The organism is Microtetraspora glauca (assembly GCF_040656155.1).
In the GTDB taxonomy this organism is placed as follows: Bacteria; Actinomycetota; Actinomycetes; order Streptosporangiales; family Streptosporangiaceae; genus Microtetraspora; species Microtetraspora glauca.
This window is the reverse complement of record NZ_JBFALK010000017.1, coordinates 121,513-144,763: the sequence shown is the minus strand read 5'-3', so window position 1 is coordinate 144,763 and position 23,251 is coordinate 121,513. Positions and strand designations below refer to the sequence as shown.

Sequence of the window (23,251 nt, the reverse complement as noted above, 5' to 3'; positions counted from 1 at the left end):
GTTCGGAAGGCAGCCGTGAAGTTCATCCTCGACGCCGAGCAGCGGCTGTTCGGCGACACCCTGCACAAGCTCCTGGCCGAGGCGGGCACGCCGGCCGTGATCCGCGACTGGTCGGCCGGAGCGCACGACTCGGGCCGCGCCCTGTGGCGCTCGCTCGCCGACGCCGGGGTCCTCGCGATCGCCGTGCCCGAGTCGGCGGGCGGCGCGGGACCGCTCCCCGTCGAGCTGGTGACCGCGTTCCACGAGCTGGGACGGCATGCCGTACCCGGGCCGTTCGCCGAGACGGTCGCCGTCGCCGCGCTGCTCGGCCACCTTCAGGACGGACCGGGCGGCGGGCCGGGCGCGGGATCGGACGCGGAGTTCGGCGCCTGGTCGGCCGGGATCGCCGAGGGGGCGACCGTCGCGTCGCTCGCGCTGCCCCCCGCCATGCCGTACGCGCTGGACGCGGACGCGGCCGACGTCGTCCTGGTGGTGGACGGCGACGAGCTGCGCGCGGGCGTGCCCGGCGAACTGCGCGCCTCCCTCGATCCGGCCCGGCGGCTGTCCTCCGTCACCGGGGGCGACGTGCTCGCGTCCGGGCCCGCCGTGCGCGCGGCGGGCGAGGCGGCGTACGACATGGGCGCGCTCGCCTGCGCCGCGCAACTCGTCGGCGTGGGCCGCGCGCTGCTGGACGTCTCGGTGGAGTACGCCACGGCGCGGCGGCAGTTCGGCCGGCCGATCGGCGAGTTCCAGGCGGTCAAGCACCACCTGGCCGACGCCCTCGTGGGCCTGGAGTACGCCCGCCCGCTGGTTCACGGCGCGGCCCTCGCGTACGGCTCGCCCGACTTCGCGCGTGACGTGTCCGCCGCGAAGGTCGCGGCGTCGGAGGCCGCGTACGCGGCGGCGAAGATCGCCCTGCAGGTGCACGGGGCGATCGGCTACACCGACGAGTACGACCCGAGCCTGTGGATCAGGAAGGCCCGCGCCCTCCACGCGGCGTGGGGCTCCCCCGCCGCCCACCGCGCCCGGGTGGTGTCCGCTCTGACCTGAGCCCGCGAGGGCGCGCGCCGCCGTCGAGGCCCCGTACCGGATCGGTGCGGGGCCTCGCGAATATCACGCTGGCCGCAATAATGCGCGTGAGGCAGTTTTATACCGTTTTGGCACCAGATATGTGACATATCATTGGATAAATGATCATTGCTGTCTAGTGTCAACGGCCGTGACCATTCATGTAGCGGTGACGGCCCAGGCGGAGCGGACACCCGACGCGATCGCCTACGTGGCCGGTGACCTGCGAATCTCCTACAAGGAGATGGATCGGCGCGCGAACCGGATCGCGCACGCGCTCCTCAGGAACGGCGTCGCCCGAGAGGAACCCGTGGGGGTGCTCCTCGACCGAGGCGAACATCTGATCCCCGCGTTGCTCGGTGTTCTCAAGGCGGGAGCGGCCTACGTGCCGCTGGACCCGGCCTATCCCCCGGACCGGCTCCGGCTCGTCGCCGCCGACAGCGGCCTGAAGTCGATGATCACGCTTCCGGGACTCGCCCACCTGCTGGAAGCGCGCGTGATCCTCGCCGGAGCCGGCGACGCGGCGGTCCCGGATACGGATCCGGGCACGGCGGTGTCGCCCGACGACCTGGCGTACGTCATCTACACGTCCGGATCGACCGGCCGGCCCAAGGGCGTGGCCGTCGAGCACCGCGGCGTGATGAACCAGCTCACCTGGATCACCGAGACGTGGACGCCCGAAACGCTGGCCGGCACGCTGGCCGCCGCGTCGATCTGCTTCGACCCCTCCGTGATGGAGATCTTCGCGCCGCTGCTGGTGGGCGGCACAGTGATCCTGGCGGACAACCTGCTCGCCCTGCCGGGCCTGCCCGCGCGCGACGAGGTGACGGTTCTCGGCGGGCCGCCCTCCGTGCTGGCCGCGTTGCTGCGCACGGGCCCGTTGCCGCCGCGTACGCGCCTGGTGCACTCGGGGGCGGAGGCGGCGTCGGCTGAGCTGATCGCCGCGATCTACCGGAACCCGCAGGTCGAGCGGGTCTTCAACCTCTACGGGCCGACCGAGTGCACCATCCAGTGCCTCGCCCACGAGGTCCCGCGCGGGGCGACCGGCGTCCCGCCGATCGGGTCGCCCATCGCCGGCGCCGTGGTGAGCGTCAGGGACGCCGACGGCGCCGAGGTCGCCGAAGGCGAGGTCGGCGAGCTGTGGGTGAGCGGCCCCGTGGTGGCGCGCGGCTACCTCGGCCGTCCCTCCGGGGGCCGCCCCGGCGAGGACCGGTTCATCGAACGCCCCGGTGCCGGGCGGATCTACCGGACCGGCGACCTGGTCAGGTTCGACGGCGGCGTCTACCACTTCGCCGGGCGGGCCGACGACCAGGTGAAGATCCGCGGCCACCGGGTGGAACTCGGCGAGATCGAACGGACCCTCGCCGCCCATCCCCGCGTGACGGCCGCCGCCGTGCTGGCGTTGCCCGACGCGGACGGCACCCGGCGGCTCGCGGGATACGTCCAGATCGACGTCCAGATCGACGTCCAGACCGGCGACCAGACCGACGTCCAGACCGGCGACGCGGCCGAGCGGGAACTGCTGGACTACCTGCGCGGGCGCCTGCCCGGCTACATGGTTCCGGACCGCCTCGCCCTCCTCGACAGGCTCCCGCTGAACCCGAACGGCAAGATCGACCGCCAGGCCCTCGGCGCCGTACGGGCCACCGCGCGCGAGGCGACGACGGCGCCCCGCGACGACCTCGAACGGCGGCTCGCCGGGATCGTCGCCGACGTGCTGGGAATCGACGCCGCGCAGGTGGGCGTGGACGACCGTTTCCCCGATCTCGGCGGGCACTCCCTCGCGGCGGCCCGCGTCGTGGCGCGGGCGGGCGCGGAACTCGGGACCGAGGTGCCGCTGCACGAGTTCCTCGCCGACCCCACGGTGGCGGCGCTGGCCGGGCGCGTACGCGCCGGATCCGGCGGGCGCGCTCCCCTCGTCCGGCACGCCGGGCGCGACCGCTATCCGCTCACCGACATGCAACGCCAGTTCTGGGCACTGCGGCAGATCGAGCCTGGGACGCGGGCCACGACGATCGCCCTACGGCTCCGCGTGCGCGGCGCCGCGACCGCGGGGCCGTTCCGATCCGCCCTCGACGGCATCGTGAGCCGCCACGAACCGCTGCGCTCCGTCATCGAGCATCACGACGGTGAGCCGGTCGCCCGCGTCCACGCCCCCGCACCCGTACGCGTGGCCGAGCACGATCTGCGCGACCTGGCGCCGGAGGCCCGCGAGGCCGAGATCCTGCGCCTCGCCGACCTGGCCGCGACGCCGTTCGACCCGGCCTCGGACGTGCCGCTGCTGCGCGCGGTTCTCGCCTGGACGGGTACGGCCGCGGCCGAGCTAATCGTCGTCACGGATCACCTCGTGTTCGACGGCTGGTCGACCCGGATCCTGATCGACGAGCTCGCGGCCGGGCTGGCCGGGTTGCCGGTCCCCGACCCGGCCCTCCAGCTCGGGGACGTGGCGGTGCGTGAGGAGGAGCGCCGGGAGGCGGCGCTTCCCCGCGAGACGGCCCACTGGCGGGAGGCGCTGGCCGACGCCGCCGTGCCGTACGACCTCCTGGGCGCGGAGCGGGCGGCGACGCACACGGGACGCCGGCTCAGGCGGCCGATCGGTCCCGCGCTCGAAACGGGGATCAGGAGGGTCGCCGCACGCCACGGCGTCACCCCCGCGGCGGTCCACCTGGCCGCGCTCGCCACCGTGATCGGCGGCCTGACCGGGCGTGCCGAGACGATGATCGGCCTGGCCGCCGCCGAACGCGACCGGCCCGGCCTGGACCGGGTCGTGGGGCCGCTGCTCGGCGTGCTCCCCGTCCCCGTACGCTTCGGCGACGATCCGGCGTTCGGGGACCTGGTGAGTGCGGCGGGCGCGGCGATCACCGGGGCGCTCGCCCACCAGGAGCAGGTCGGGTCGGCGGTCTCCGGCGCGGTGCCCCGCCCTCCCGGGGCCGGCCCCGCGCCGATCGTGCTGTCGGTGCAACCCGAGGACGTGCCCGCCGTACTGGAGGCGGGGCCGGTCCGGATCGAGCTGGTCGGCGAACTGGACTGCGGCGGCGCGGTGGCGGAGCTGACGGTCCTGGTGAACACCGGTGCCGACGGGCCGGAGCTGCTGGTCGAGTACGCCACCTCGCGCTTCGGCGCGGCCGACGCGGAACGGGTCGCCGACGCGCTGCTCCACGCGCTCGAACGCGGCCTGGACGACCCGCGCACGCCGGTCTCCGCGCTGCGCCTCGTCTCGGAGGAGGAGCGTACGGCCCTGCTCGCGGCGGGCACCGGAGCGGAGATCGACCCGCCCGCCACCATCGTGGACGCGATCATCACGCAGGATCGGCGCCGGATCGCGATCGAGGCAGCCGGAACCCGGCTGACCTACGGTGAGCTGGAGGAGATCTCCGCCAGGGTCGCGACCGGGCTCGTCGCCGCGGGCGTCACCGCGGAGGAGCCGGTCGGCGTGAGCCTGCCCCGCGATCATCACCTGCCCGCGGTCCTGCTCGGCGTGCTGCGGGCGGGCGGCGCGTACGTGCCGATGGACCCCGACCTGCCGGCCATGCGGCTGGCGGCCATCGCCGAGGACGGCGGCGTACGGCGGGTGCTCGCCCTCGGCGAGGAGGCGCACGCCGCGGTCGCGCCGATCGGCGGCGTGACGGTCCTCGACGCGGAGGCGCTGATGGCGGTGCCTCGCGGCGAGATCCCGGAGGCCGACCCCGGGGGACTCGCCTACGTGATCTTCACGTCGGGCTCGACCGGACGGCCGAAGGGCATCGAGATCCCCCATCGCGCGCTGGCCGCGTTCGTCGTCTCCATCCAGGCCGATCCGGGGCTGACCGGAGACGACGCCGTGCTCGCGGTGGCTCCGATGGTGTTCGACGTCTCCGCGTTCGATTTGTGGGCCACGCTCACGGCGGGAGGGCGCGTGGTCATGGCCGACACCGCGACGGCCTTCGACGGCCGTGCCCTCGCCGAGCTGTGCGACTCGGCCGGGGTGACCCTCGTTCTCACCACGCCGAGCCGGATGCGGCTCATGGTGGAGGCGGGCTGGCGGGGCCGTCCCGAGATGCGGCTCATGGTCGGCGGCGAGCCGTTCGATCCCACGCTGGCGCGGGAGCTCCAGGCGCGGGCCGGGAAGCTCTGGAACGCGTACGGCCCGGCCGAGGTGACCGTGGCCTCCACCGTCCATCCGGTGACCGGGCCGGTCGGGGAGAGCGTGCCCATCGGGCACCCGCTCCCCGGCGAGCGCCTCTACGTCGTCGATCCGCTCGGCCGGCTGCTGCCTCCCGGGGTGCCCGGCGAGCTGTGGCTGGGCGGTCCCGGCGTCGCCCGCGGGTATCGCGGGCGTCCCGAGCTGTCCGCCGCCGCGTTCGTCCCCGAGCCCGCGTTCGTCCCCGAGCCCGCGACCGCCCCGGCGCGGCGCTACCGGTCCGGGGACATCGTGCGCTGGATCCCGGACGGCGCGGGCGGACTGGTGCTCGACTTCGTCGGCCGCAGGGACGAGCAGGTGAAGGTGCGCGGCTACCGCGTCGAGCCGGGCGAGATCGACGCGGTGCTGCGCGCCCACCCCGCCGTCGCCGATCTCGCGGTCATCGCCACGACCGGCCCCGACGCCCACCTCGTCGGGCACGTCGTCTGGCGCGGCGAGGAACGGGCCGCCGAACTGGAGGACTACGCCAGGGACCGGCTCCCCGGCTACATGGTGCCCCGCCGGTGGGCCGCGCACGCCACGCTCCCCCGCACCGTCAGCGGCAAGCTCGACCGCCGCGCCCTGGAGGACGTCGAGGTGGCGGCCGCGCCACACACGCCGCCGGAAGGCCCGATGCAGGAGTTCACCGCCGAGATCTGGCAGGAGGTGCTGCGTGCTCCCCTCGTCGGGGCCCGCGACGACTTCTTCGCGCTCGGCGGCACGTCGCTGCTGGCCACCCGGGTGACCGTCCGGCTGCGTGAGGCGCTCGCCTGCGACCTGGCCGTTCGCCTCCTGTTCGACCATCCCGTACTCGCCGACTACGCCGCCGAAGTGGAACGACTGGTCATCGCCGAGATGGCCGGACAGGAGGCTCGCTCATGACCGTCGTCTCCGGAGATGACCGGCTGCGCGCCCTGCTCGACCAGCGCATCGCGCGGGCACGCCAGACGGCGTCGGCGGGCATCCCGCGCCGTACGGACGGCGGGCCGTGGCGGCTGTCGCCCGTGCAGCGGCGGATGTGGCTCGCGTCCGAGGTGGACCGGGACAGCCCGGCCTACAACGTGCCGCTCGTGCTGCGGCTGCGCGGCGAGCTGGACGTGGACGCGCTGCGCCGGGCCGTGGTGGACGTCGTGGAGCGGCACGAGGTGCTGCGCTCGACGGTGGAGGTCCGCGACGGCGAGCCGTACGCGGTCACGGGTGACGCGGACGGGTTCGCCGTCGCCGTGGAGGACGTCGCCCCGGAGGCGCTGGAGGAGCGGCTCGCGGAGCTGGCGCGTGTGCCGTTCCGGCTGGCGGAGGAGCGTCCGCTGCGGGCGGCGATCCTCGCCACCGGTCCCCGCGAGCACGTGCTGGTCCTGCTCATGCACCACATCGCGATCGACGCGTGGGCGCAGCCGCTGCTGGTCGACGACCTCGCCGCGCTGTACCGCTTCCGCGCCGGGACCGGGCCCGCGCTCGACCCGCCGTCGCTGGGTTACCCCGACGTGGCCGCGTGGTCGAACGCCCGAGCCGAGTCCCCGCGGACGGAGCGGACGCTCGATTGGTGGGAGGACTACCTCGCCGGGCTGGAACCGGTGCCCGGCCTGCCACCGGACCGTACGGCGGTCTCCGGTAGCCCGGGAGCCGGAGGATCCACGACGTCGCCGGGATGGCACGCCGGGGTGGCGGACGTCGCCGTCGCCCCCGAGACCGCCGCGCGGCTGCGCGCGCTGGCCGCGGAGAGCGGAGCGACGGTGTTCATGGTGCTCCTGGCGGCGCTCCAGGCGACGCTGGCACGCGTGTCCGGCGCCTCCGGCGTCACCTCTGACGTGACGGTGGGCGTGCCGGAGTCGGGCCGCCGGCATCAGGACACCGAGTCCATGGTCGGCTGCCTGGTCGAGACCCTGGTCATCCGCGACCGAGTCGACGGCGACCTCAGCGGCAGGGACCTGGTCGGGCGGGCCCGCGCCCGTGCTCTCGACGTCTTCGGCCACGCCGACGTGCCGTTCGACCGTGTGGTGGAGCGGGTGCGCCCGCACCGGTCCGGTACGGCGGCGCCGCTGTTCGACGTGCTGCTCAACGTCTACGACGCTCCCGCGGAGGTCACCGGCTTCCCCGGGCTGACTGCCGAGACGATCGAGGTGCCGCCCTTCGCCGCGAAGTTCGACCAGGCGTGGACCTTCCTCGACGACGGCACCGCCCTGCACGGCAGCCTGACCTACCGCACCGACCTGTACGAGCCGGACACGGCGGCCCGCCTCGCGGGCTGGTTCGGCGCCCTGCTCGCCCAGCTCGTCGCGGATCCGGAGCGCCCCGTGGGCGAGCTGGAGCTCGAACCCGGCGTCGATCCCGCCCTCTCCGAACCTGATCCGCCCGTGCTCGGCGAACCGACTCTGCACGGGCGGGTCACCGCGCAGGCGGCCCGCACCCCTTCGGCCACGGCCGTCGTGGCGGCGGACGGCACGCTCACCTACGCGGAGCTGGACGAGCGCGCGAGCGGTCTCGCCGGCCGGTTGCGTGAGGCGGGCGTCGTGCGCGGGGACCGGGTGGCGCTCCTGATGGAACGGACCCGGGACCTGCCCGTGGCCCTGCTCGGCGTGCTCAGGGCCGGGGCGGCCTACGTCCCGATCGACGACGCCGCGCCCACCGACCGGATCGCCGCCGTCGTGTCCGCAGGCGGAGTCCGCGTCGCGGTCTGCGCCCCCGAACTCGCGGACCGGCTGCCCGCCGGCGTCACCGTGATCACGCCCGGCGATGCCGCGCACGGATCCGCGCACGACCCGGTCGCGAACGACGCGAGCCGCGACCGGGACGGCGACGGCGACGGCGACGGCGACGGCGACGGCAGCAACAGCAGCGACCACGGCGCGGGCGGCGCGGCCCGGCCGGACGACCTCGCTTATGTGATCTTCACATCCGGCTCGACCGGTACGCCCAAGGGTGTGGCGGTCGAGCATCGCCAGGTGGCCGCCTATCTCGACGCGGTGCTTTCCCAGATCGGACGGGACGGCACGACGCCCCGCTCGTACGCGCTCGTCTCGACGATCGCCGCCGACCTCGGCCTCCTGAACGTCTTCGGCGCGCTGACCACGGGCGCGGCACTGCACCTGCTCGGCAGGGAGACCGCGGTCGATCCGGAGGCGTACGCGGACTGGCTGCGCCGGTACGACGTGGACGCGGTGAAATGCGTGCCCAGCCAGCTCGAACTGCTGGCGGCGCACGGCGATCTCGCCGCGGTGCTTCCCCGCCGCCTGCTCGTGCTCGCCGGCGAGGCCACGCCCTGGACCCTGGTCGACCGGATCGCGGAGGTACGGCCCGATCTGGAGGTCCAGATCCACTACGGTCCGACGGAGACGACGATCTCGGTACTCGGATGCGTGGCCGCGACGACCCCGCGTACGGGATCCGTGGTGCCGCTCGGCACGCCCTTCCCGGGAGTGCGCTGCTTCGTCGCCGACGCGGCCGGGCGTGCCCTGCCGTACGGGGTGGCGGGCGAGTTGTGGATCGGCGGCCCGCAGGTCGCGCGGGGATATCTGGGCGCCTCCGGCGACGCCCGTTACGCGGACCGCGCCGACGGCCGTCACTACCGGTCCGGCGACCGGGTGCGGATCACCCGCGACGGGTTCGTGGAGTTCCTCGGCCGCGTCGACGACCAGGTGAAGATCAGGGGATACCGGGTCGAGCCGGGCGAGGTCGCCGCCACCTGCCGGTCACTGCCCGGCGTGGCGGAGGCCGTGGTCCTCCCGACGGGAGAAGGCACGGCACGGAGGCTGGCCGCGTGGCTGGTCCCCCGGTCGGACGCCGCCGTCACCGACACCGACACCGTCACCGTTGACGGCGTACGCGCGGCGCTGCGGCGCGTGCTGCCGGACTACATGGTGCCGTCGACGATCACGCTCATGGACGCGCTGCCGCTGAACGCCAACGGCAAGGTGGACCGGACCCGGCTGCTCGACCTGCTCGACCTGGCCGCTGCCGACCCGTACGGCGGTTTCGGGGCGGGTGGTGTCGGGCCGGGCGACGGAGGACCCGCGCCCGAGACGGGCACCGAACGGCTGATCGCGGACATCTGGGCCGAGTTGCTCGGAGTGCGCGGGACCGGCCCGATCGCGATCAGCGCGGACGCGATCGGCGTGAACGCGGACTTCTTCGCGCTGGGCGGCGACTCCTTCACCGCCGTGCGCGTGGCCGGGCGGCTCACCGCCGGGCTCGGGACCACGGTCCCGCTGCGGCTGCTCTTCGAGCGTCCGGTGCTCGCCGACCTGGCCGCCGGGCTGGACGCGTTGCCCCGGAGCGAGGCGGCTCCGGCGGCCGTCGCGATCCCCCGGCGGGCGGGCACCGGCCCGGTCCCGCTGTCCCCGGTCCAGCGCCAGATGTGGCTGGCCGGAGAGGTGGACCCGGACAGCGCGGCCTACAACGTGCCGGTCGTGATCCGCCTCGCCGGCGACCTCGACGTGGAGGCGCTGCGGCTCGCCGTCGTGGACCTGGCCGAGCGGCACGAGGTGCTGCGCTCGACCGTCGAGGTACGCGACGCGGAGCCGTACGCGGTGACCGGTCCCGCGTCCCGGGTCACCGTGGACCTGATCACGGACCTGTTCACGGACCTGATCACGGACCCGATCACGGGCCCGGAGGATCGCGGCCCCGGCGAGGACCGGGTGGAGCGGCGGCTCGCGGAGCTGGCGACGCGGCCGTTCCGGCTGGAGGAGGAATACCCGCTGCGGGCCTCGATCCTCGCCACCGGCCCGCGCGAGCACGTGCTCGCGCTCGTCCTTCACCACATCGCCAGCGATGCCTGGTCGCGCGGCGTCCTCCTCCGGGACCTCGCCGACCTCTACGCGGCCCGTACGGGAGCCCGGCCCGCTCCCCCGGCCCTCGACCGCCAGTTCGCGGACGTCTCGGAATGGCAGCGGCTGGCCACCGAAGCCGCGGACCCCGGCTGGTGGGCGGCCGAACTGGACGGGATGCCAGTCGAGATCGCGCTTCCCGTGGACCGCGTACGGCCCGCCGCGCCCGGCACCGGGGTGGGACTGCTCGACCTCGACCTGCCGGACGAGTTGGCCGCGCGGGTGCGGGCGCTCGCCGCCGCGAGCGGCGCGACGGTGTTCATGGTCCTGCTCGCCGGGTTGCAGGCCATGCTGGCGCGGGTGTCGGGCGGCTCCGACATCGCCGTAGGCGTGCCGGAGTCGGGTCGACGGCATCCCGAGACCGAGCGGCTGATCGGCTGCTTCCTCCAGACCCTGGTCGTCCGGACCTCGGTGGAGGACGCCCTCACCGGCAGGGACCTGGTCGAACGGGCCCGCGCGGAGACGCTGGACGCCTTCGCGCACGCGGGCGAGCCGCTCGGCGCCGGGCAGGTGCTGCCCCAGGTCCTGCTCAACGTGTACGACGCGCCGGGGCCGGTCACCGGCTTCCCCGGACTCGACGCGCACGCCGTGGAGATGAAGCCGGTCACCGCGAAGTTCGACCTGAGCTGGACCGTCCAGGACACCCGCACCGGGCTGTGGGGCGGGCTGGCCTACCGGCCCGAGTTGTTCGACGAGGCGACCGCGCGGCGGATCGCCGGTTTCTTCCTGGCGGTCCTGGACCAGCTGACCGCCGACCCCGACCGCCGGATCGGCGACCTGGACCTCGACCCGGGCGTGGACACGCTGCTGGCGGGGCCTCCCGGAACGCCGGTCGGCGGGCCGACCCTGCACGGGCGGATCTCCGCACACGCGGTACGCACACCGTCGGCGACGGCGGTCGTGGCGGCGGACGGCACGCTCGACTACGCGGAACTGGAGGAGCGCGCGGCCCTGCTCGCCCACCGCCTGCGCGAGGCGGGAGTGGAGCGAGGAGACCGGGTCGCCGTCCTGATGGAGCGCACCCGGGACCTGCCCGTGGCCATGCTCGGCGTGCTGAAGGCGGGCGCGGGTTACGTCCCGATCGACGACGCCGCGCCCGCCGACCGGATCGCGGCGATGCTCGCCACCGCCGGGGCACGCGTCGTGGTCTGCGCCGCCGATCTCGCCGCCCGGGTGCCGGAGGGCGTCGCCACCGTCCCGCCCTGGCTTCCGGACGCGGGTGCCGCCGACAGCGCCGTACCGGACGACACCGAGGTGGGGAGCGAGGTCGGGCCGGAGGATCTCGCCTATGTGATCTTCACCTCCGGCTCGACCGGTACGCCCAAGGGAGTGGCGGTCGAGCACCGGAACATCACGGCGTACCTCGACGGCATCCTGTCCCGCCTGGGCCCGGCCGGTCCGCTCGAATCCTGGGCGCTGGCGTCCACAGCCGCCGCAGACCTGGGCATCCTCAACGTCTTCGGAGCGCTGACCACGGGTGCGGCGCTGCATCTGCTGGACCGGGACACGGCGACCGACCCGCCCGCCTTCGCCGCGCACATGACCGGGCACGCGGTCGACTTCCTCAAGTGCGTGCCCAGCCACCTGGAGCTGCTGGCCTCGCACGGCGACCTGGCGGCGGTGCTGCCGCGCCGCGTGCTGGTCCTGGCGGGCGAGGCGGTCCCGTGGGCGCTGGTGGACCGCATCGCGGAGGTACGGCCCGACCTGGAGGTCCAGGTTCACTACGGTCCGACGGAGACGACCGTCGCCGTGCTCGGCTGCTCCACCGGGAACGCGCCGCGCGCGACGGCGAACGTCCCGCTGGGCCTGCCACTGCCGGAGGCGCGGTGCTTCGTGGCCGACCACGCCGGGCGTGCCCTGCCGTACGGCGTGGCGGGCGAGTTGTGGATCGGCGGCCCGCAGGTGGCGCGGGGCTACCTGGGACATCCGGAGGATCCGCGCTATGTGACGCGGGACGACGGCCGCTGGTACCGGTCGGGCGACCGGGCCCGGGTGACCTCCGAGGGATTCGTGGAGTTCCTCGGCCGGATCGACGACCAGGTGAAGATCAGGGGATACCGGGTCGAGCCGGGCGAGGTCGCCGCCACCTGCCGGTCGCTGCCCGGCGTCGCGGAGGCCGTGGTCCTCCCGGTCGGCGAGGGTACGGGGCGCCGCCTGGCCGCCTGGCTGGTCCCCACCGCGCCGGGCGCGGGTGTGCCGACCGTGGACGACGTCCGCGCGGCGCTGCGGGACGCGCTGCCCGACTACATGGTGCCGTCGGTGATCACGTTGCTTGACGCGTTCCCGCTGAACGCCAACGGCAAGGTGGACCGCACCCGGCTGACCGCGGAGCTGGGCGCGGTGAGCACGGGCGAGCGGGTGGCCGCCGCCACGGACACGGAACGGAGGCTCGCGGAGATCTGGGCGCGGCTGCTCGGCGTGGAGTCCGTCGGCGCGACCGACGACTTCTTCGCGCTCGGCGGCGACTCCTTCACCGCCGTCAAGGCCGTGCACGAGATCGACGAGGGGTTGCGGGTCATCGACCTGTTCACCCATCCGACCGTGCGCGAGCTCGCCGCCCACCTCGACGGCCGTTCCGGCGGCCAGGGTGGGCTGCTGCACCGGCTCGGCGGCCCGAAGGCGGGGGCGAAGGCGACCGCGACCGTGGTCTGCGTGCCGTACGGCGGCGGCTCGGCGGCCGTCTACCGGCCGCTGGCCGAGGCGCTGCCGGAGGGAGTGGAGCTGCTGGCGCTCGAACTGCCCGGCCACGATCCCGCCCGCCCCGACGAGGAGCCGCGGCCGCTGGAGGAGGTGGTCGAGCGGTGCGTGGCCGAGCTCGCCGCGCGGGAGACCGGGCCGATCTCGGTCTACGGACACTGTGTCGGCACGGCGCTCGCCACCGCCCTGGCCCTGCGGCTGGAGGAGACGGGCGTCCCGATCACCGGCGTGTTCCTCGGCGGCAGCTTCCCGACCGCGCGACTCCCCGGAAAGGTGTCCGCGTGGTTCAACCGGCATCTGCCCGCCGACCGCTGGTTGTCCGACCGCGCCTACCGTGACGTCCTACGGGCGATGGGCGGCCTGCCCGAGGACCTGGAGGGCGCCGCGGTCGAGACGGCCGTCAACGCGCTCAGGCACGACGCCCGCCAGGCGCAGGCGTGGTTCACCCGCCGGCTCGCCGATCCGGCGCGCCGCCGGCTGCGCGCGCCGGTGCTGGTGGTCATCGGCGGCGCCGACCGCGCGACCGAGTTGTACGAGGAGCGCTACCGGGAGTGGACGGCCTTCGCCGACCGGGTGGAGCTCGCGGTGATCCCGCACGCCGGGCACTACTTCCTGCGCCACCAGGCCGACCAGCTCGGCGGCCACCTGGCCGAAGCGCTGCGCCGCTGGGCGGAGCCGTACGAACGACCGGGCGGGCAGCCGGACGAGGACCGGCCCGCGGACCAAGACGGGAACCCGGGCGGAACCCAGGGTGGGGAACAGGGCGGGCGCGCGGTACAGGCGGCGCCGAGCCCGCGCGACCTGCGCGGCTTCTTTACCGTGGCGATCGGCCAGCTCGTGTCGATGGTCGGCAGCTCGCTCAGTTCGTTCGGCCTCGGAGTGTGGACCTTCCAGCGCAGCGGCGCGGTCTTCGACTTCGCCCTGGTCACGATGCTGGCGCTGCTGCCCTCCGTGCTGATGGGGCCGGTCGGCGGCGCGGTCGCCGACCGGTACGACCGGCGGCGGATCATGCTGGTCTGCGACGCGCTCAACGGGCTCGGCATGGCCGCCGTGGCGCTCCTGCTGTGGCTGGACCGGCTCGACTTCGTCGTGGTCTGCGGCATCGTGACGCTCACCTCGGTCGTCACGGCGTTCCACCGGCCCGCGTACCTGGCCGCGATCGCCCAACTGGTGCCGAAGCCCTACCTGCCGCAGGCCAACGCGCTGGCGCAGGCGGGTATCGGCCTGGGCAACCTGGTCGCCCCGCTGGCGGGAGGCGCGCTCGTCGCGCTCGCCGGGCTGCCCGTCGTGGTCGGCGCCGATGTGGTGACGTTCGCGGTCGCGTTCTTCTCCCTGCTCGCCGTACGGATCCCGGACCGGATGTTCCGGCGCAGGGAGGAGTCGTTCCGCGCGGCCGTGGCCGGTGGATGGCGGTTCTTCGTCCGGCGGCCCCCGCTGATGGTGATGGCCGGGTACTTCATGGTCGTCAACTACTTCACCGCGCTGACGCTCGCCGTGGTCTCGCCGATGGTGCTGTCTCTCGGGGACGCCACGGACCTGGGCGTGGTGACGGCCGTCGGCGGCCTCGGCGCGGTGCTCGGCAGCGTCGTGATGATGGTCTGGGGAGGCACCCGGCGGCTGGCCGACGGGATGGTCGGGTTCGTGGCCGTGGCGGGCCTGGCGACGGTGCTGGTCGGGCTGACCGGCGCGCTGGCGGTGATCCCGCTCGTCGCCTTCGGCCTGGCGCTGCGCTGGGGTGCCACCAGCGTGATCAACGCCCACTGGCTGTCGATCATCCAGCTCAAGGTCAGGATCGAGTTGCAGGGCCGCGTGCTGTCCACGAACCAGATGCTGGCCACCGTGATGACCCCGGTCGGGTACCTCACCGCGGCGCCGCTCACCACCTGGTCGGAGTCGCTGACGGGGGCCGCGACGGGGCCGGCCATCGGGGTGCTCCTGGGCGCGTCCGGCGTGCTCCTCTCGCTGTGGGGCGTCGCCGGGCTGCGGATCAGGCGGTTGCGCCTCATCGAGGACGAACTGCCGGACGCCCTGCCGACGGCGGTGATCAGCACCGATCTCGACGAGCTCCAGGAGGAGGCCGACCGGCACGCCCTGGCCGGGTGACCGGCGGGCGGGTCACATCGCGGTGCGGGCGGACCACAGCTCGGGGAAGACCTCCCGGCGCATCGAGCGTTCCAGCCAGCCCGCACCGCTGGACCCGCCCGTGCCGATCTTGGCGCCCATCGTCCGCCGCACCGACATCAGGTGCCGGTACCGCCACTCGGAGAACCGCTCGGACATGTCGGTGAGCGTCTCCGCCAGCTCCCACAGCTCGTCGCCGGGCCCGTGCTCGGTGTAGACGCGCACCCAGGCGGCCTCCACCACCGGGCTCGGCGTGTACGGCTCCGCACGGTCGCGGGCGAGCGTCTCGGCGGGGATCGGGTGGCCGTGCCGGGACAGCAGGGCCAGCACGGCATCGTACAGGCTCGGCGCGCGCAGCGCCTCCAGGAGTTCCCGGTAGTGCTCCGGGCTGCCCCGGTGCGGCCTCGTCAGCGGCTCCGACTTGTTGCCGAGCAGGAACTCCACGTGGCGGTACATCGCCGACTGGAATCCGGACCCCTCGCCCAGGCTGTCCCTGAAGGCGTTGAACTGGGGCGGGGTGAGCGCGCCGAGCGCCGACCAGGCGACGTTCAGCACCTCCAGGTAGCGCGTGACGCGGCGCAGGACGACGGTCGCGGCGGTGACGTCGTCCTCGTCCAGCCGCCGTACGGCGAGGCGCAGCTCGGCCCGGATCAGCCCGAAGTACAACTCCATGACCTGCGTGGTCACCAGGAAGGCGGGCTCCTCGGGGACGTCGGTCCGCGGCCGCAGCAGCGTGTGCAGGACGTCGGTGCCGACGTACTCGTCGTAGGGCGTGCCGTGTGCGAAATCCACCGTGGGCGATCTCATGTCCCCTCCTCGTTCTCTTTCAATGATCTGCGACTACGGCAAAGCATGAAATAGCATGTGAAAGGCGATATGGCCGAGATGCTTTACGATCGGAAGCCAGATCGGCCGTTCACCTTTCACCTCTGCTCATCTCTGCTCATCTCTGCTCATCTCAACGAGCTCGGCCCCCGCGAGCTCATCCACGGAGGGTGTGGTCATGGACGCGATGGACTGGGCGATCCTGGCCGAGCTGCAGGCGGACGCGCGGCTCTCCTACAGCGAGCTGTCCCGCCGGGTGCACATGTCGGCCCCCGCCGTGGCGGAGCGGGTCCGGCGGCTGGAGGAGACCGGGGTGATCTCGGGCTACCACGCCCATGTGGACCTGGCGGCGGCCGGGCGGACGGTGCGCGCGCTGATCCGCATGTCCTGCTACGGCGCGCGCTGCGTGCTCCGGGACGAGCAGGCCCTGGCCCGTCCGGAGATCCTCCAGGTGTACCGGGTCACCGGCGACACCTGCTGCCTGCTCCTGGTCGCGGTGCCGTCGATGGGCGAGTTCGAGGCGCTGATCGACCGGCTCGCGCAGTATGGCAGGCCGTCCAGCACGATGGTCCTGTCCAGCCCGGTGCCCTGGCGCCCGGTCCCCGCCCCTCCCGCCCCGCACCATCGGGATCGCCAGGACGCCGCCGAACCATGGTGAAGCCGCCTCATCGGCGGACGCTTCGGAGGATGTTCAGGGGTGAACGTTCACGGTGAGGTGTAGTGGTCCTCCTGGGCGATCCGGCGGCTGAGCAGGCGGCGCGGACCGGGGCCGACGTCCCCCAGCCGGTCGTCCAGGTTGCGCAGCGCGCATCTGTCGAGGGACAGGCAGCCGCACCCGATGCAGTCGGACAACCGGTCACGCAGGCGAACAAGCTGGTCGATGCGGGCGTCGAGCTCGGCCCGCCATTCGGTGGACAGCCGCGCCCAGTCCTCCGGGGTCGGCGTGCGGCCTTCGGGGAGCGTCTCCAGCGCCTCGGCCACGACGCGCAGAGGGATGCCGACCCGCTGCGCCACGCGGATGACCGCGACCCGGCGCAGCGTGTCCCGTGAGTAGCGGCGCTGGTTCCCTGCCGTCCTGTGGCTGGTGATGAGGCCCTTGGCCTCGTAGAAGTGCAGGGCGCTCACCGCGACGCCGGACCGCTCCGAGAGCTGCCCCACGGTGAGCTCCTTGATCTCCAGGGGGAGTTTGGGCATGTGTCGATCATACGACTTGACCTCAATATTGCTTGAGGTTCCAGGATCGACCCCATGACGACGCACGAGGAAAGACTCGACCCCGTCGGACACCATCCGGCCGGAGGGCGTGAATGGGCCGGGCTCGCCGTACTGGCGCTTCCCGCCCTGCTCGCGTCCCTGGAACTGACCGTGACGCATCTCGCGCTGCCCGCCATCGGCAGGGACCTGTCCGCGAGCAGCACCGAGCTGCTGTGGATCGTGGACGTGTACGCGTTCCTGCTCGCGGGGTCGCTCATCACCATGGGCGCGTGGGGCGACCGGATCGGACGCCGCCGTCTGCTGCTGATCGGCGCCGCCGCGTACGGCGCCGCCTCGGTGCTCGCGGCGTACGCGGCCGGCGCCCCGGCGCTGATCGCGGCCCGCGCCCTGATGGGGGTCGCCGGCTCGACCCTGATGCCGTCCACGCTGTCCCTCACCGCGACCATGTTCCGCGACCCCCGGCAACGGACGGTGGCGGTCGGGATCATCGTCGCCAGTGTCTCCGCCGGCACCGCGATCGGACCCCTGGTGGGCGGATGGCTGCTGGAACGCTACTGGTGGGGATCGGTCTTCCTGCTGGGCGTCCCGGTGATGGCGTGCCTGCTGCTCGCCGGCCCCCTCCTGCTGCCGGAACACCGCGATCCCTCGACGGGCCGGATGGACGCCGTCAGCGCGCTGTCGTCTCTCGCCGCCGTCCTGCCGGTGGTCTACGGGCTCAAGCGGATCGCGGCCGACGGCCCGGACCCGATCTCCGTACTGGCCGTCCTGGCCGGTGGCGTGATGGCGGTGCTGTTCGTGCGCAGGCAGCGTGGCCTCGCCGACCCGTTCGTCGATCCGCGCCTGTTCGCCGACCGGGCGTTCAGTACGTCGGCGGGCACCCTGGCGCTCGGCATCTTCGTGCTGTGGGGGTCGAACTACGCCGTCGCGCAGTATCTCCAGCTCGTGCACGGGCTGTCGCCGCTGGACGCGGGGCTGTGGACGGCGCCGTCCGCCGCCGGTGTCATCGCCGGGTCCATCCTGGCGCCGAGGATCGTCCGCCGGGTCCGCCCGGCGGCGGTCATCGGCGCGGGCCTGGCCGTGTCGGCCGTCGGGTACGGCATGCTCACCCAGGTGAGCGAGCCGGGCGGCCTCGGCCTGCTCGTGTCCGGGGCCGTCGTCGTCTCCGCCGGGCTGGGCCCGATGATGGCGCTGGCCACCGACATGGTCGTCGCCGCCGCGCCACGCGAGCGCGCCGGAGCCGCGGCGGCGATCTCCTCGACGGCACCCCAGCTCGGCGGGGCTCTCGGGATCGCGGTACTCGGCAGCGTCATCACCGCCGTCTACCGCGGCGAGATGTCGGAGAGCGTCCCGCCCGGTGTCCCCGCCGCCGTGGCCGCCGCCGCCCGGGACAACCTGGGCGCGGCCGTGTCCGCGGCGGGCACGTTGCCCGGCCGGTTGGGCGCCGAGACGCTCGACCTGGCCCGTGAGGCGTTCACGCATGGATTTCACCTGACCGCCACGATCAGCGCGGTGCTGATGGGCGGAGCCGCCGTCCTGGTCACGGTCCTGCTCGGACGCGCCGTCGCGGGCCGGACGTCACGGGTCCGTTGACAGCCGGGCGGCGCGGGAGAGGAGATAGCGCTGCTCGGGCAGGCTGGCCGTACGGCGTGCGGCCAGCAGGTAGCACTCACGGGCCGCGACGTGGTCCCCGGCCATCTCCAGCAGATGGGCGCGCACGGCGTGGAGGCGGTGGTGAGCGGCCATCCGATCGTCGTCCTCCAGCGTCCGCAGCAGGTCGAGCCCGGCTCGGGGCCCCTCGGTCATCGCGACGGCGACGGCGCGGTTGAGGGTGACCATCGGGTTGGGCGCGACACGTTCGAGGATCCTGTACAGCACGGCGATCTGCCGCCAGTCGGTGTCCTCCGGCTTGGGGGCGTGGACGTGCACCGCCGCGATGGCCGCCTGGAGCTGGTACGGCCCGAGCGGGGACCGGGCCATGGCATCGGTGACCAGCGCGGTGCCCTCCTCGATGGCCGCGGCGTTCCAGAGCGTACGGTCCTGCTCCTCCAGCGGTACCAGGGCGCCGTCGTCCGTGGTGCGGGCCGGGTGCCGCGCGTCGGTGAGCAGCATGAGCGCCAGCAGCCCGGCGACCTCGCCGTCGTCGGGCAGCAGCCGGCGCACCATCCTGGCCAGCCGGATCGCCTCCCCTGTCAGGTCGTGGCGGTGCAGGTCGGGGCCGGAGGTCGCCGCGTAGCCCTCGTTGAAGATCAGGTACAGCACGTGCAGCACCACGCGCAGCCGCTCGGCCCGCTCGTCCTCCGGCGGCATCCCGAACGAGGCGCCCGCGTCCCTGATCTGCTTCTTGGCCCGGCTGATACGCGGGCCCATGGTCGCCTCGGGCACGAGGAAGGCGCGGGCGATCTGCGCGGTGGTCAGGCCGCCGACGGCGCGCAGGGTCAGCGCGACCTGGGAGGCCGGAGTCAGCGCGGGATGGCAGCACAGGAACAGCAGGGTCAGCGTGTCGTCCCCGCCCGGCGGCCGCTCCTCCTCCGGTCCGGGCGCGAGATGCTCGTCGTACGGCGTGCGGGCGGCCACGGCGGCCTCCCTGTCGCGCCGCGCCTGGTCTCCGCGCATCTGGTCGATCACCCGGCGCCCGGCGACGGTGGTCATCCAGGCCTGGGCGTTGCGGGGCACCCCCTCGACCGGCCACTGCAGCGACGCGGCGAGCAGCGCCTCCTGGACGGCGTCCTCACAGGTCTCGAACTGGCCGTACCTGCGGACGAGCAGGCCGAGGACCCGCGGCGCCAGCTCGCGCAGCAGGTCCTCGATCTCCGTTGTCGTCGTCACATTTCCATTCCGGCCGAGAACATGACCGGCCGCACCTCGATGCCCATACCGGGAACCGCGGCGTCCGGGATCATGGCGGCCAACTCGATCGCCCGTTCCCTGCTCTCGCAGTCGACCAGGTAGAAGCCGGCGAGGTACTCCTTGGCCTCCAGGTACGGCCCGTCGGTCACGGCCGGGTTCCCGTCGCGGACGCGGACGACCGCGCTGGTGGACGGGTCGGCCAGCGCCTGGGTGCCGATCATCTCGCCGGACTCCTGGATCGTCTTGATGAATCCGCCGTGGCCGTTCATCACGTCCTGGCGCTCCTCCTCGGTCAGCGCGTCCCAGATCTGCGGGTTCATGTGCATGATCAACAGGAACTGCACGTCGTTCTCCTCGCTGTCGTTCGTACGACATCCGTGGTGCCCCCGATGGGCGCCCTCATAGATGAGTCGTGGCGGGCGACGCGGTTTTGACATCCCCGCGGCATCTCCCCCAGGACGACTTTCCGGCAGCTTCCGGACGTACTTCCGGGCGTGCTTCCGGGCGTGCTTCCGGACGTCCGTGCATCCATTCAACCCGGCGTCCGCCCGGGGTTTCCCGGGAACCCGCATGTCGCGCGCCAGGATCCCCGCGGCCGGGCGCAAGAATCGGCTTCCCGCTCCGACCCCCTGTGGGGGGACCGCGAATCTGCGCGGACCATTCGAGTCGACGAGGAAGGACATCTCATGCCCCATGCTCCGAAAGCGGGCTGGCGCGAATGGGCCGGACTGGCGGTGCTGACGCTGCCCACGTTGCTGGTGGCGCTGGACATCAACTCACTGTTCCTGGCCCTGCCACATCTGAGCGCGGATCTCGGCACCAGCGGCGCCGAACAGCTGTGGATCACGGACATCTACGGGTTCATGGTCGCCGGTCTCGTCGTCACGATGGGCACGCTCGGCGACCGGATCGGTCGCCGCAGGCTGCTCTTGATCGGTGGGACCGCCTTCGGCCTCGCCTCGCTGCTGGCGGCGTACTCCGTCAGCCCGGCGATGTTGATCGGCTCCCGCGCGGTCCTGGGCGTCGCGGGGGCCACCCTGATGCCCTCGACCCTGGCGCTGATCGGCAACATGTTCCGGGACGCGGCACAGCGGGGCACGGCGATCGCGGTCTGGGCGACCTGCCAGTTCGCCGGCGCCGCCCTCGGGCCCGTGCTCGGCGGGATCCTGCTGCGGCACTTCTGGTGGGGGTCGGTGTTCCTGCTGGCCGTGCCGATCATGGTCATCCTGCTGCTGGCCGGGCCGCTCCTGCTGCCCGAGTTCCGCAACCCGGACGCCGGACGGCTCGACCCGGCAAGCGTCGCCCTCTCGCTGCTCGCGATCCTGCCGATCGTGTACGGCATCAAGCAGCTCGCGGTCGGCGGCACCGGCCTGTCGGCCGTCCCGCTGTCGGCACTCACCGTGGGCGCCGTCTTCGCGGTCGTCTTCACCCGCCGCCAGATGCGGCTGCGCGACCCGCTCCTGGACCTGCGCCTGCTCGCCCGGCGCTCGTTCCGCCTGGTGCTGGTCGCGCTGGCGCTCGCCGGGGTGGTCATGGCCGGGACCGGCCTGCTGGTCACGCAGTATCTCCAGAGCGTCCTCGGATTCGACCCGGCGGAGGCGGCGCTGTGGTTCGCGCCGATGGGGCTGGCCGTGGCCCTGGGCACCATGCTGACCCCGGTGATCGTCCGGCGGATCTCCCCCACCGCCGCCATCGCCGGCGGGCTGGCACTGTCCGCGGCCGGCACGGGACTACTCGCCCTGGTCTCCGAGGTCGGCGGCGACCGGCAGGGGCCGGTACTGATCGTGGCGGGCATCGCCGTACTCGCGCTGGGCACCGGGCCGTTGTTCGCGCTCGGCACTGACATCGTGGTCGGATCGGTCCCGCCGGAGCGGGCCGGTTCCGCGGCGTCGATGTCGGAGACCAGCAACTTCCTCGGGGGAACGCTCGGCGTGGCCGTCCTCGGCACCGTCGGCGCGGCCGTCTACCGCCATCACATGTCCGGAGCCGTCCCGTCGCGGGTCCCGGCCGAGGCGGCCCAGGCCGCCCGCGAGACCGTCGCGGGCGCGAACGGCGCGGCGGCGGGCCTGCCCCCGGCGGACGCGGCCGAGCTCCTGCGCACCGCGCACGACGCGTTCACCGGCGGGCTGGTCACCGTCGGCCTGATCGGCGCGGTCCTCTTCGCCCTCCTCGCGCTCCTCATGACCCGCCTGCCCCGGCGGAGCGGTCACGACGGGGACACCGCCGACGCCGCCGAGCGCAGCGCCGTGGGCGAACCCGACGCGACCACCGGGCACGCGCGGGGCGCACACCGGGACGCCTGACGACCCGGCCGACGATCACGGTCTCCGCGCCGTTCGCGCCGAGGGGACCGGGATCGTCGGTGATGAACCGGTGGACATGCGAAGGGTCCCTGACCGAGACCGCCGCATGCGGGCTGGAGGGCCGCCGGTGGCGAACGCGCCGTGCACGGCCGAGTGCGCGGAAGTCTTGACGTGGGGACCCTCATGGCGTTTTCATTAGGAAAGTTTCCTAATGGAAATGAAGCATCGCCACATCGGCGTCACAGCAGCGGATGCACCTCGGGGTGCGCGTCCCACCAGCGTCCGAAGACGGGATTGTCGTCCACATGGTCGGTGAAAGCGGCGGCCAGGCCGCGATAGATCGCCCCGGCGGTCGCGTCGCTCAGGCGATCCCTGCGCCACGCGACGAGCAACCGGGCGACCTGCGGCTCTCCGGCGAGAGGCCGTACGACGGTCCCGTCCGGCGCGGGCCAGGAGGGATCGACCAGGCGCACCCCGTGCCCGTCCGCGACCAGCGGCCGCGCGGCTCCACTCGGGGCCTCGAAGCGTATGTCGGGTTCGAAGCCCGCCGCGCGGCACGACGCCCGCAGCGCCGCGAGGGAGCCGTCGTCGGCGCCCGGCGGACTGATCCAGGACTCGTCCTTGAGGTCGGCCAACCGGATCTCCTCGTTCCCCGACAGCGGGTGCGCGGCGGAGAGCGCGACGAATATCGGATACCGGGGGACCAGCGTCCTGCTGACGACCGGCGCCGCCAGCATGACGTCGAATCCCTCGATCACCCCGAGCAGTGCCGCGTCGAGACGGCCGTGGGTGAGCGCCTCGGCCAGCAACACCGCGGAGGGCTCGATGCGCAGTGAGATCTCGCGTCCGGGAAGCGCGTCGCCGACGCGGTTGACGATGCTCCCCACGCAGGCCACGTGCACCGATCCCAGCCGGAGGGAGCCCGCCGCGCCGGAAGCTCCGCGCAGGTCACCGAACAGCGTGTCGACCTCCGACAGCACGATCCGGGCGCGGGCGATGACCTGGTCGCCCAGCGGTGTCGGCTCCACGCCGGAGCGGCTGCGGACGAAGAGCGCGCCCCCGACGAGACTCTCGACCCGGCGCAGCAGGTTGGTCATGGCCGGCTGGGAAAGCCCCACCTGGGCAGCGGCCCTTGTCAGGCTGCCCGACTCCGCTATCGCGCAAATCATACGGAGATGCCGGATATCGAGATCCATAACCGAGAATTATGC

General features: G+C 73.6%; 11 protein-coding genes. 6 read left to right on the top strand and 5 right to left on the bottom strand.

The annotated features are described in order from the left end of the window. Nucleotides 1-15 precede the first annotated feature (15 nt). The 3 genes from AB0I59_RS28680 to AB0I59_RS28670 all read left to right on the top strand — a co-directional run bounded on the left by AB0I59_RS28680 (nucleotide 16) and on the right by AB0I59_RS28670 (nucleotide 14,832). Entirely contained in the window at nucleotides 16-1,029 is a 1,014-nt protein-coding gene (locus AB0I59_RS28680; RefSeq protein WP_358137839.1) for an acyl-CoA dehydrogenase family protein, read from the top strand. A gap of 169 nt (nucleotides 1,030-1,198) precedes the next feature. Next, nucleotides 1,199-6,088 carry a non-ribosomal peptide synthetase gene (locus AB0I59_RS28675; RefSeq protein ID WP_358137836.1) on the top strand — a complete coding sequence of 1,630 codons (4,890 nt, stop codon included), beginning with the start codon at nucleotides 1,199-1,201 and terminating at the stop codon, nucleotides 6,086-6,088. Beyond that, nucleotides 6,085-14,832, top strand: a complete 8,748-nt coding sequence (locus tag AB0I59_RS28670) for a non-ribosomal peptide synthetase/MFS transporter (protein WP_358137834.1) — start codon at nucleotides 6,085-6,087, stop codon at nucleotides 14,830-14,832. Before AB0I59_RS28675 ends, AB0I59_RS28670 begins: the two co-directional genes overlap by 4 nt. Before the next feature lie 12 nt (nucleotides 14,833-14,844). Here AB0I59_RS28670 and AB0I59_RS28665 read toward each other — a convergent pair whose 3' ends face one another. Continuing rightward, entirely contained in the window at nucleotides 14,845-15,657 is an 813-nt protein-coding gene (locus AB0I59_RS28665) for a tryptophan 2,3-dioxygenase (RefSeq protein WP_061257860.1), read from the bottom strand. Nucleotides 15,658-15,853: 196 nt separating this feature from the next. Between AB0I59_RS28665 and AB0I59_RS28660 the strand changes: the two genes are divergently transcribed. Next, nucleotides 15,854-16,333, top strand: a complete 480-nt coding sequence (locus AB0I59_RS28660) for an Lrp/AsnC family transcriptional regulator (RefSeq protein WP_358137832.1) — start codon at nucleotides 15,854-15,856, stop codon at nucleotides 16,331-16,333. Between the two features lie 47 nt (nucleotides 16,334-16,380). Here the strand turns inward: AB0I59_RS28660 and soxR are convergent, their stop codons facing one another. Further along, nucleotides 16,381-16,869, bottom strand: a complete 489-nt coding sequence (gene soxR / locus AB0I59_RS28655; RefSeq protein ID WP_061257858.1) for a redox-sensitive transcriptional activator SoxR — start codon at nucleotides 16,867-16,869, stop codon at nucleotides 16,381-16,383. Between the two features lie 54 nt (nucleotides 16,870-16,923). Between soxR and AB0I59_RS28650 the strand changes: the two genes are divergently transcribed. Beyond that, nucleotides 16,924-18,480: an MFS transporter gene (locus tag AB0I59_RS28650; protein ID WP_358137829.1), complete on the top strand. Its 1,557-nt coding sequence runs from the start codon at nucleotides 16,924-16,926 to the stop codon at nucleotides 18,478-18,480. Here the strand turns inward: AB0I59_RS28650 and AB0I59_RS28645 are convergent. After that, a complete protein-coding gene (locus AB0I59_RS28645; protein ID WP_358137826.1) occupies nucleotides 18,466-19,716 on the bottom strand; it encodes an RNA polymerase sigma factor in 1,251 nt (416 codons plus the stop codon). The two genes, AB0I59_RS28650 and AB0I59_RS28645, sit on opposite strands and share 15 nt — an antisense overlap. Beyond that, nucleotides 19,713-20,081, bottom strand: a complete 369-nt coding sequence (locus AB0I59_RS28640; protein ID WP_061257855.1) for a YciI family protein — start codon at nucleotides 20,079-20,081, stop codon at nucleotides 19,713-19,715. The genes AB0I59_RS28645 and AB0I59_RS28640 overlap by 4 nt, the downstream gene beginning before the upstream one ends. Before the next feature lie 342 nt (nucleotides 20,082-20,423). Between AB0I59_RS28640 and AB0I59_RS28635 the strand changes: the two genes are divergently transcribed. Further along, on the top strand, nucleotides 20,424-22,040 hold the full coding sequence (locus AB0I59_RS28635) for an MFS transporter (protein ID WP_063818835.1): 1,617 nt from the start codon (nucleotides 20,424-20,426) through the stop codon (nucleotides 22,038-22,040). 239 nt (nucleotides 22,041-22,279) lie between these two features. Here AB0I59_RS28635 and AB0I59_RS28630 read toward each other — a convergent pair whose 3' ends face one another. Continuing rightward, nucleotides 22,280-23,236 carry a LysR family transcriptional regulator gene (locus tag AB0I59_RS28630; RefSeq protein WP_061257854.1) on the bottom strand — a complete coding sequence of 319 codons (957 nt, stop codon included), beginning with the start codon at nucleotides 23,234-23,236 and terminating at the stop codon, nucleotides 22,280-22,282. Between the last annotated feature and the right edge of the window lie 15 nt (nucleotides 23,237-23,251).

Bases quoted from the DNA above. Each gene is read 5' to 3' on its own strand.
- AB0I59_RS28630 (WP_061257854.1), bottom strand. From the start codon at position 23,236: ATGGATCTCGATATCCGGCATCTCCGTATGATTTGCGCGATAGCGGAG.
- AB0I59_RS28650 (WP_358137829.1), top strand. From the start codon at position 16,924: ATGACGACGCACGAGGAAAGACTCGACCCCGTCGGACACCATCCGGCC.
- AB0I59_RS28660 (WP_358137832.1), top strand. From the start codon at position 15,854: ATGGACGCGATGGACTGGGCGATCCTGGCCGAGCTGCAGGCGGACGCG.
- AB0I59_RS28635 (WP_063818835.1), top strand. From the start codon at position 20,424: ATGCCCCATGCTCCGAAAGCGGGCTGGCGCGAATGGGCCGGACTGGCG.
- AB0I59_RS28670 (WP_358137834.1), top strand. From the start codon at position 6,085: ATGACCGTCGTCTCCGGAGATGACCGGCTGCGCGCCCTGCTCGACCAG.
- AB0I59_RS28665 (WP_061257860.1), bottom strand. From the start codon at position 15,657: ATGAGATCGCCCACGGTGGATTTCGCACACGGCACGCCCTACGACGAG.
- soxR (WP_061257858.1), bottom strand. From the start codon at position 16,869: ATGCCCAAACTCCCCCTGGAGATCAAGGAGCTCACCGTGGGGCAGCTC.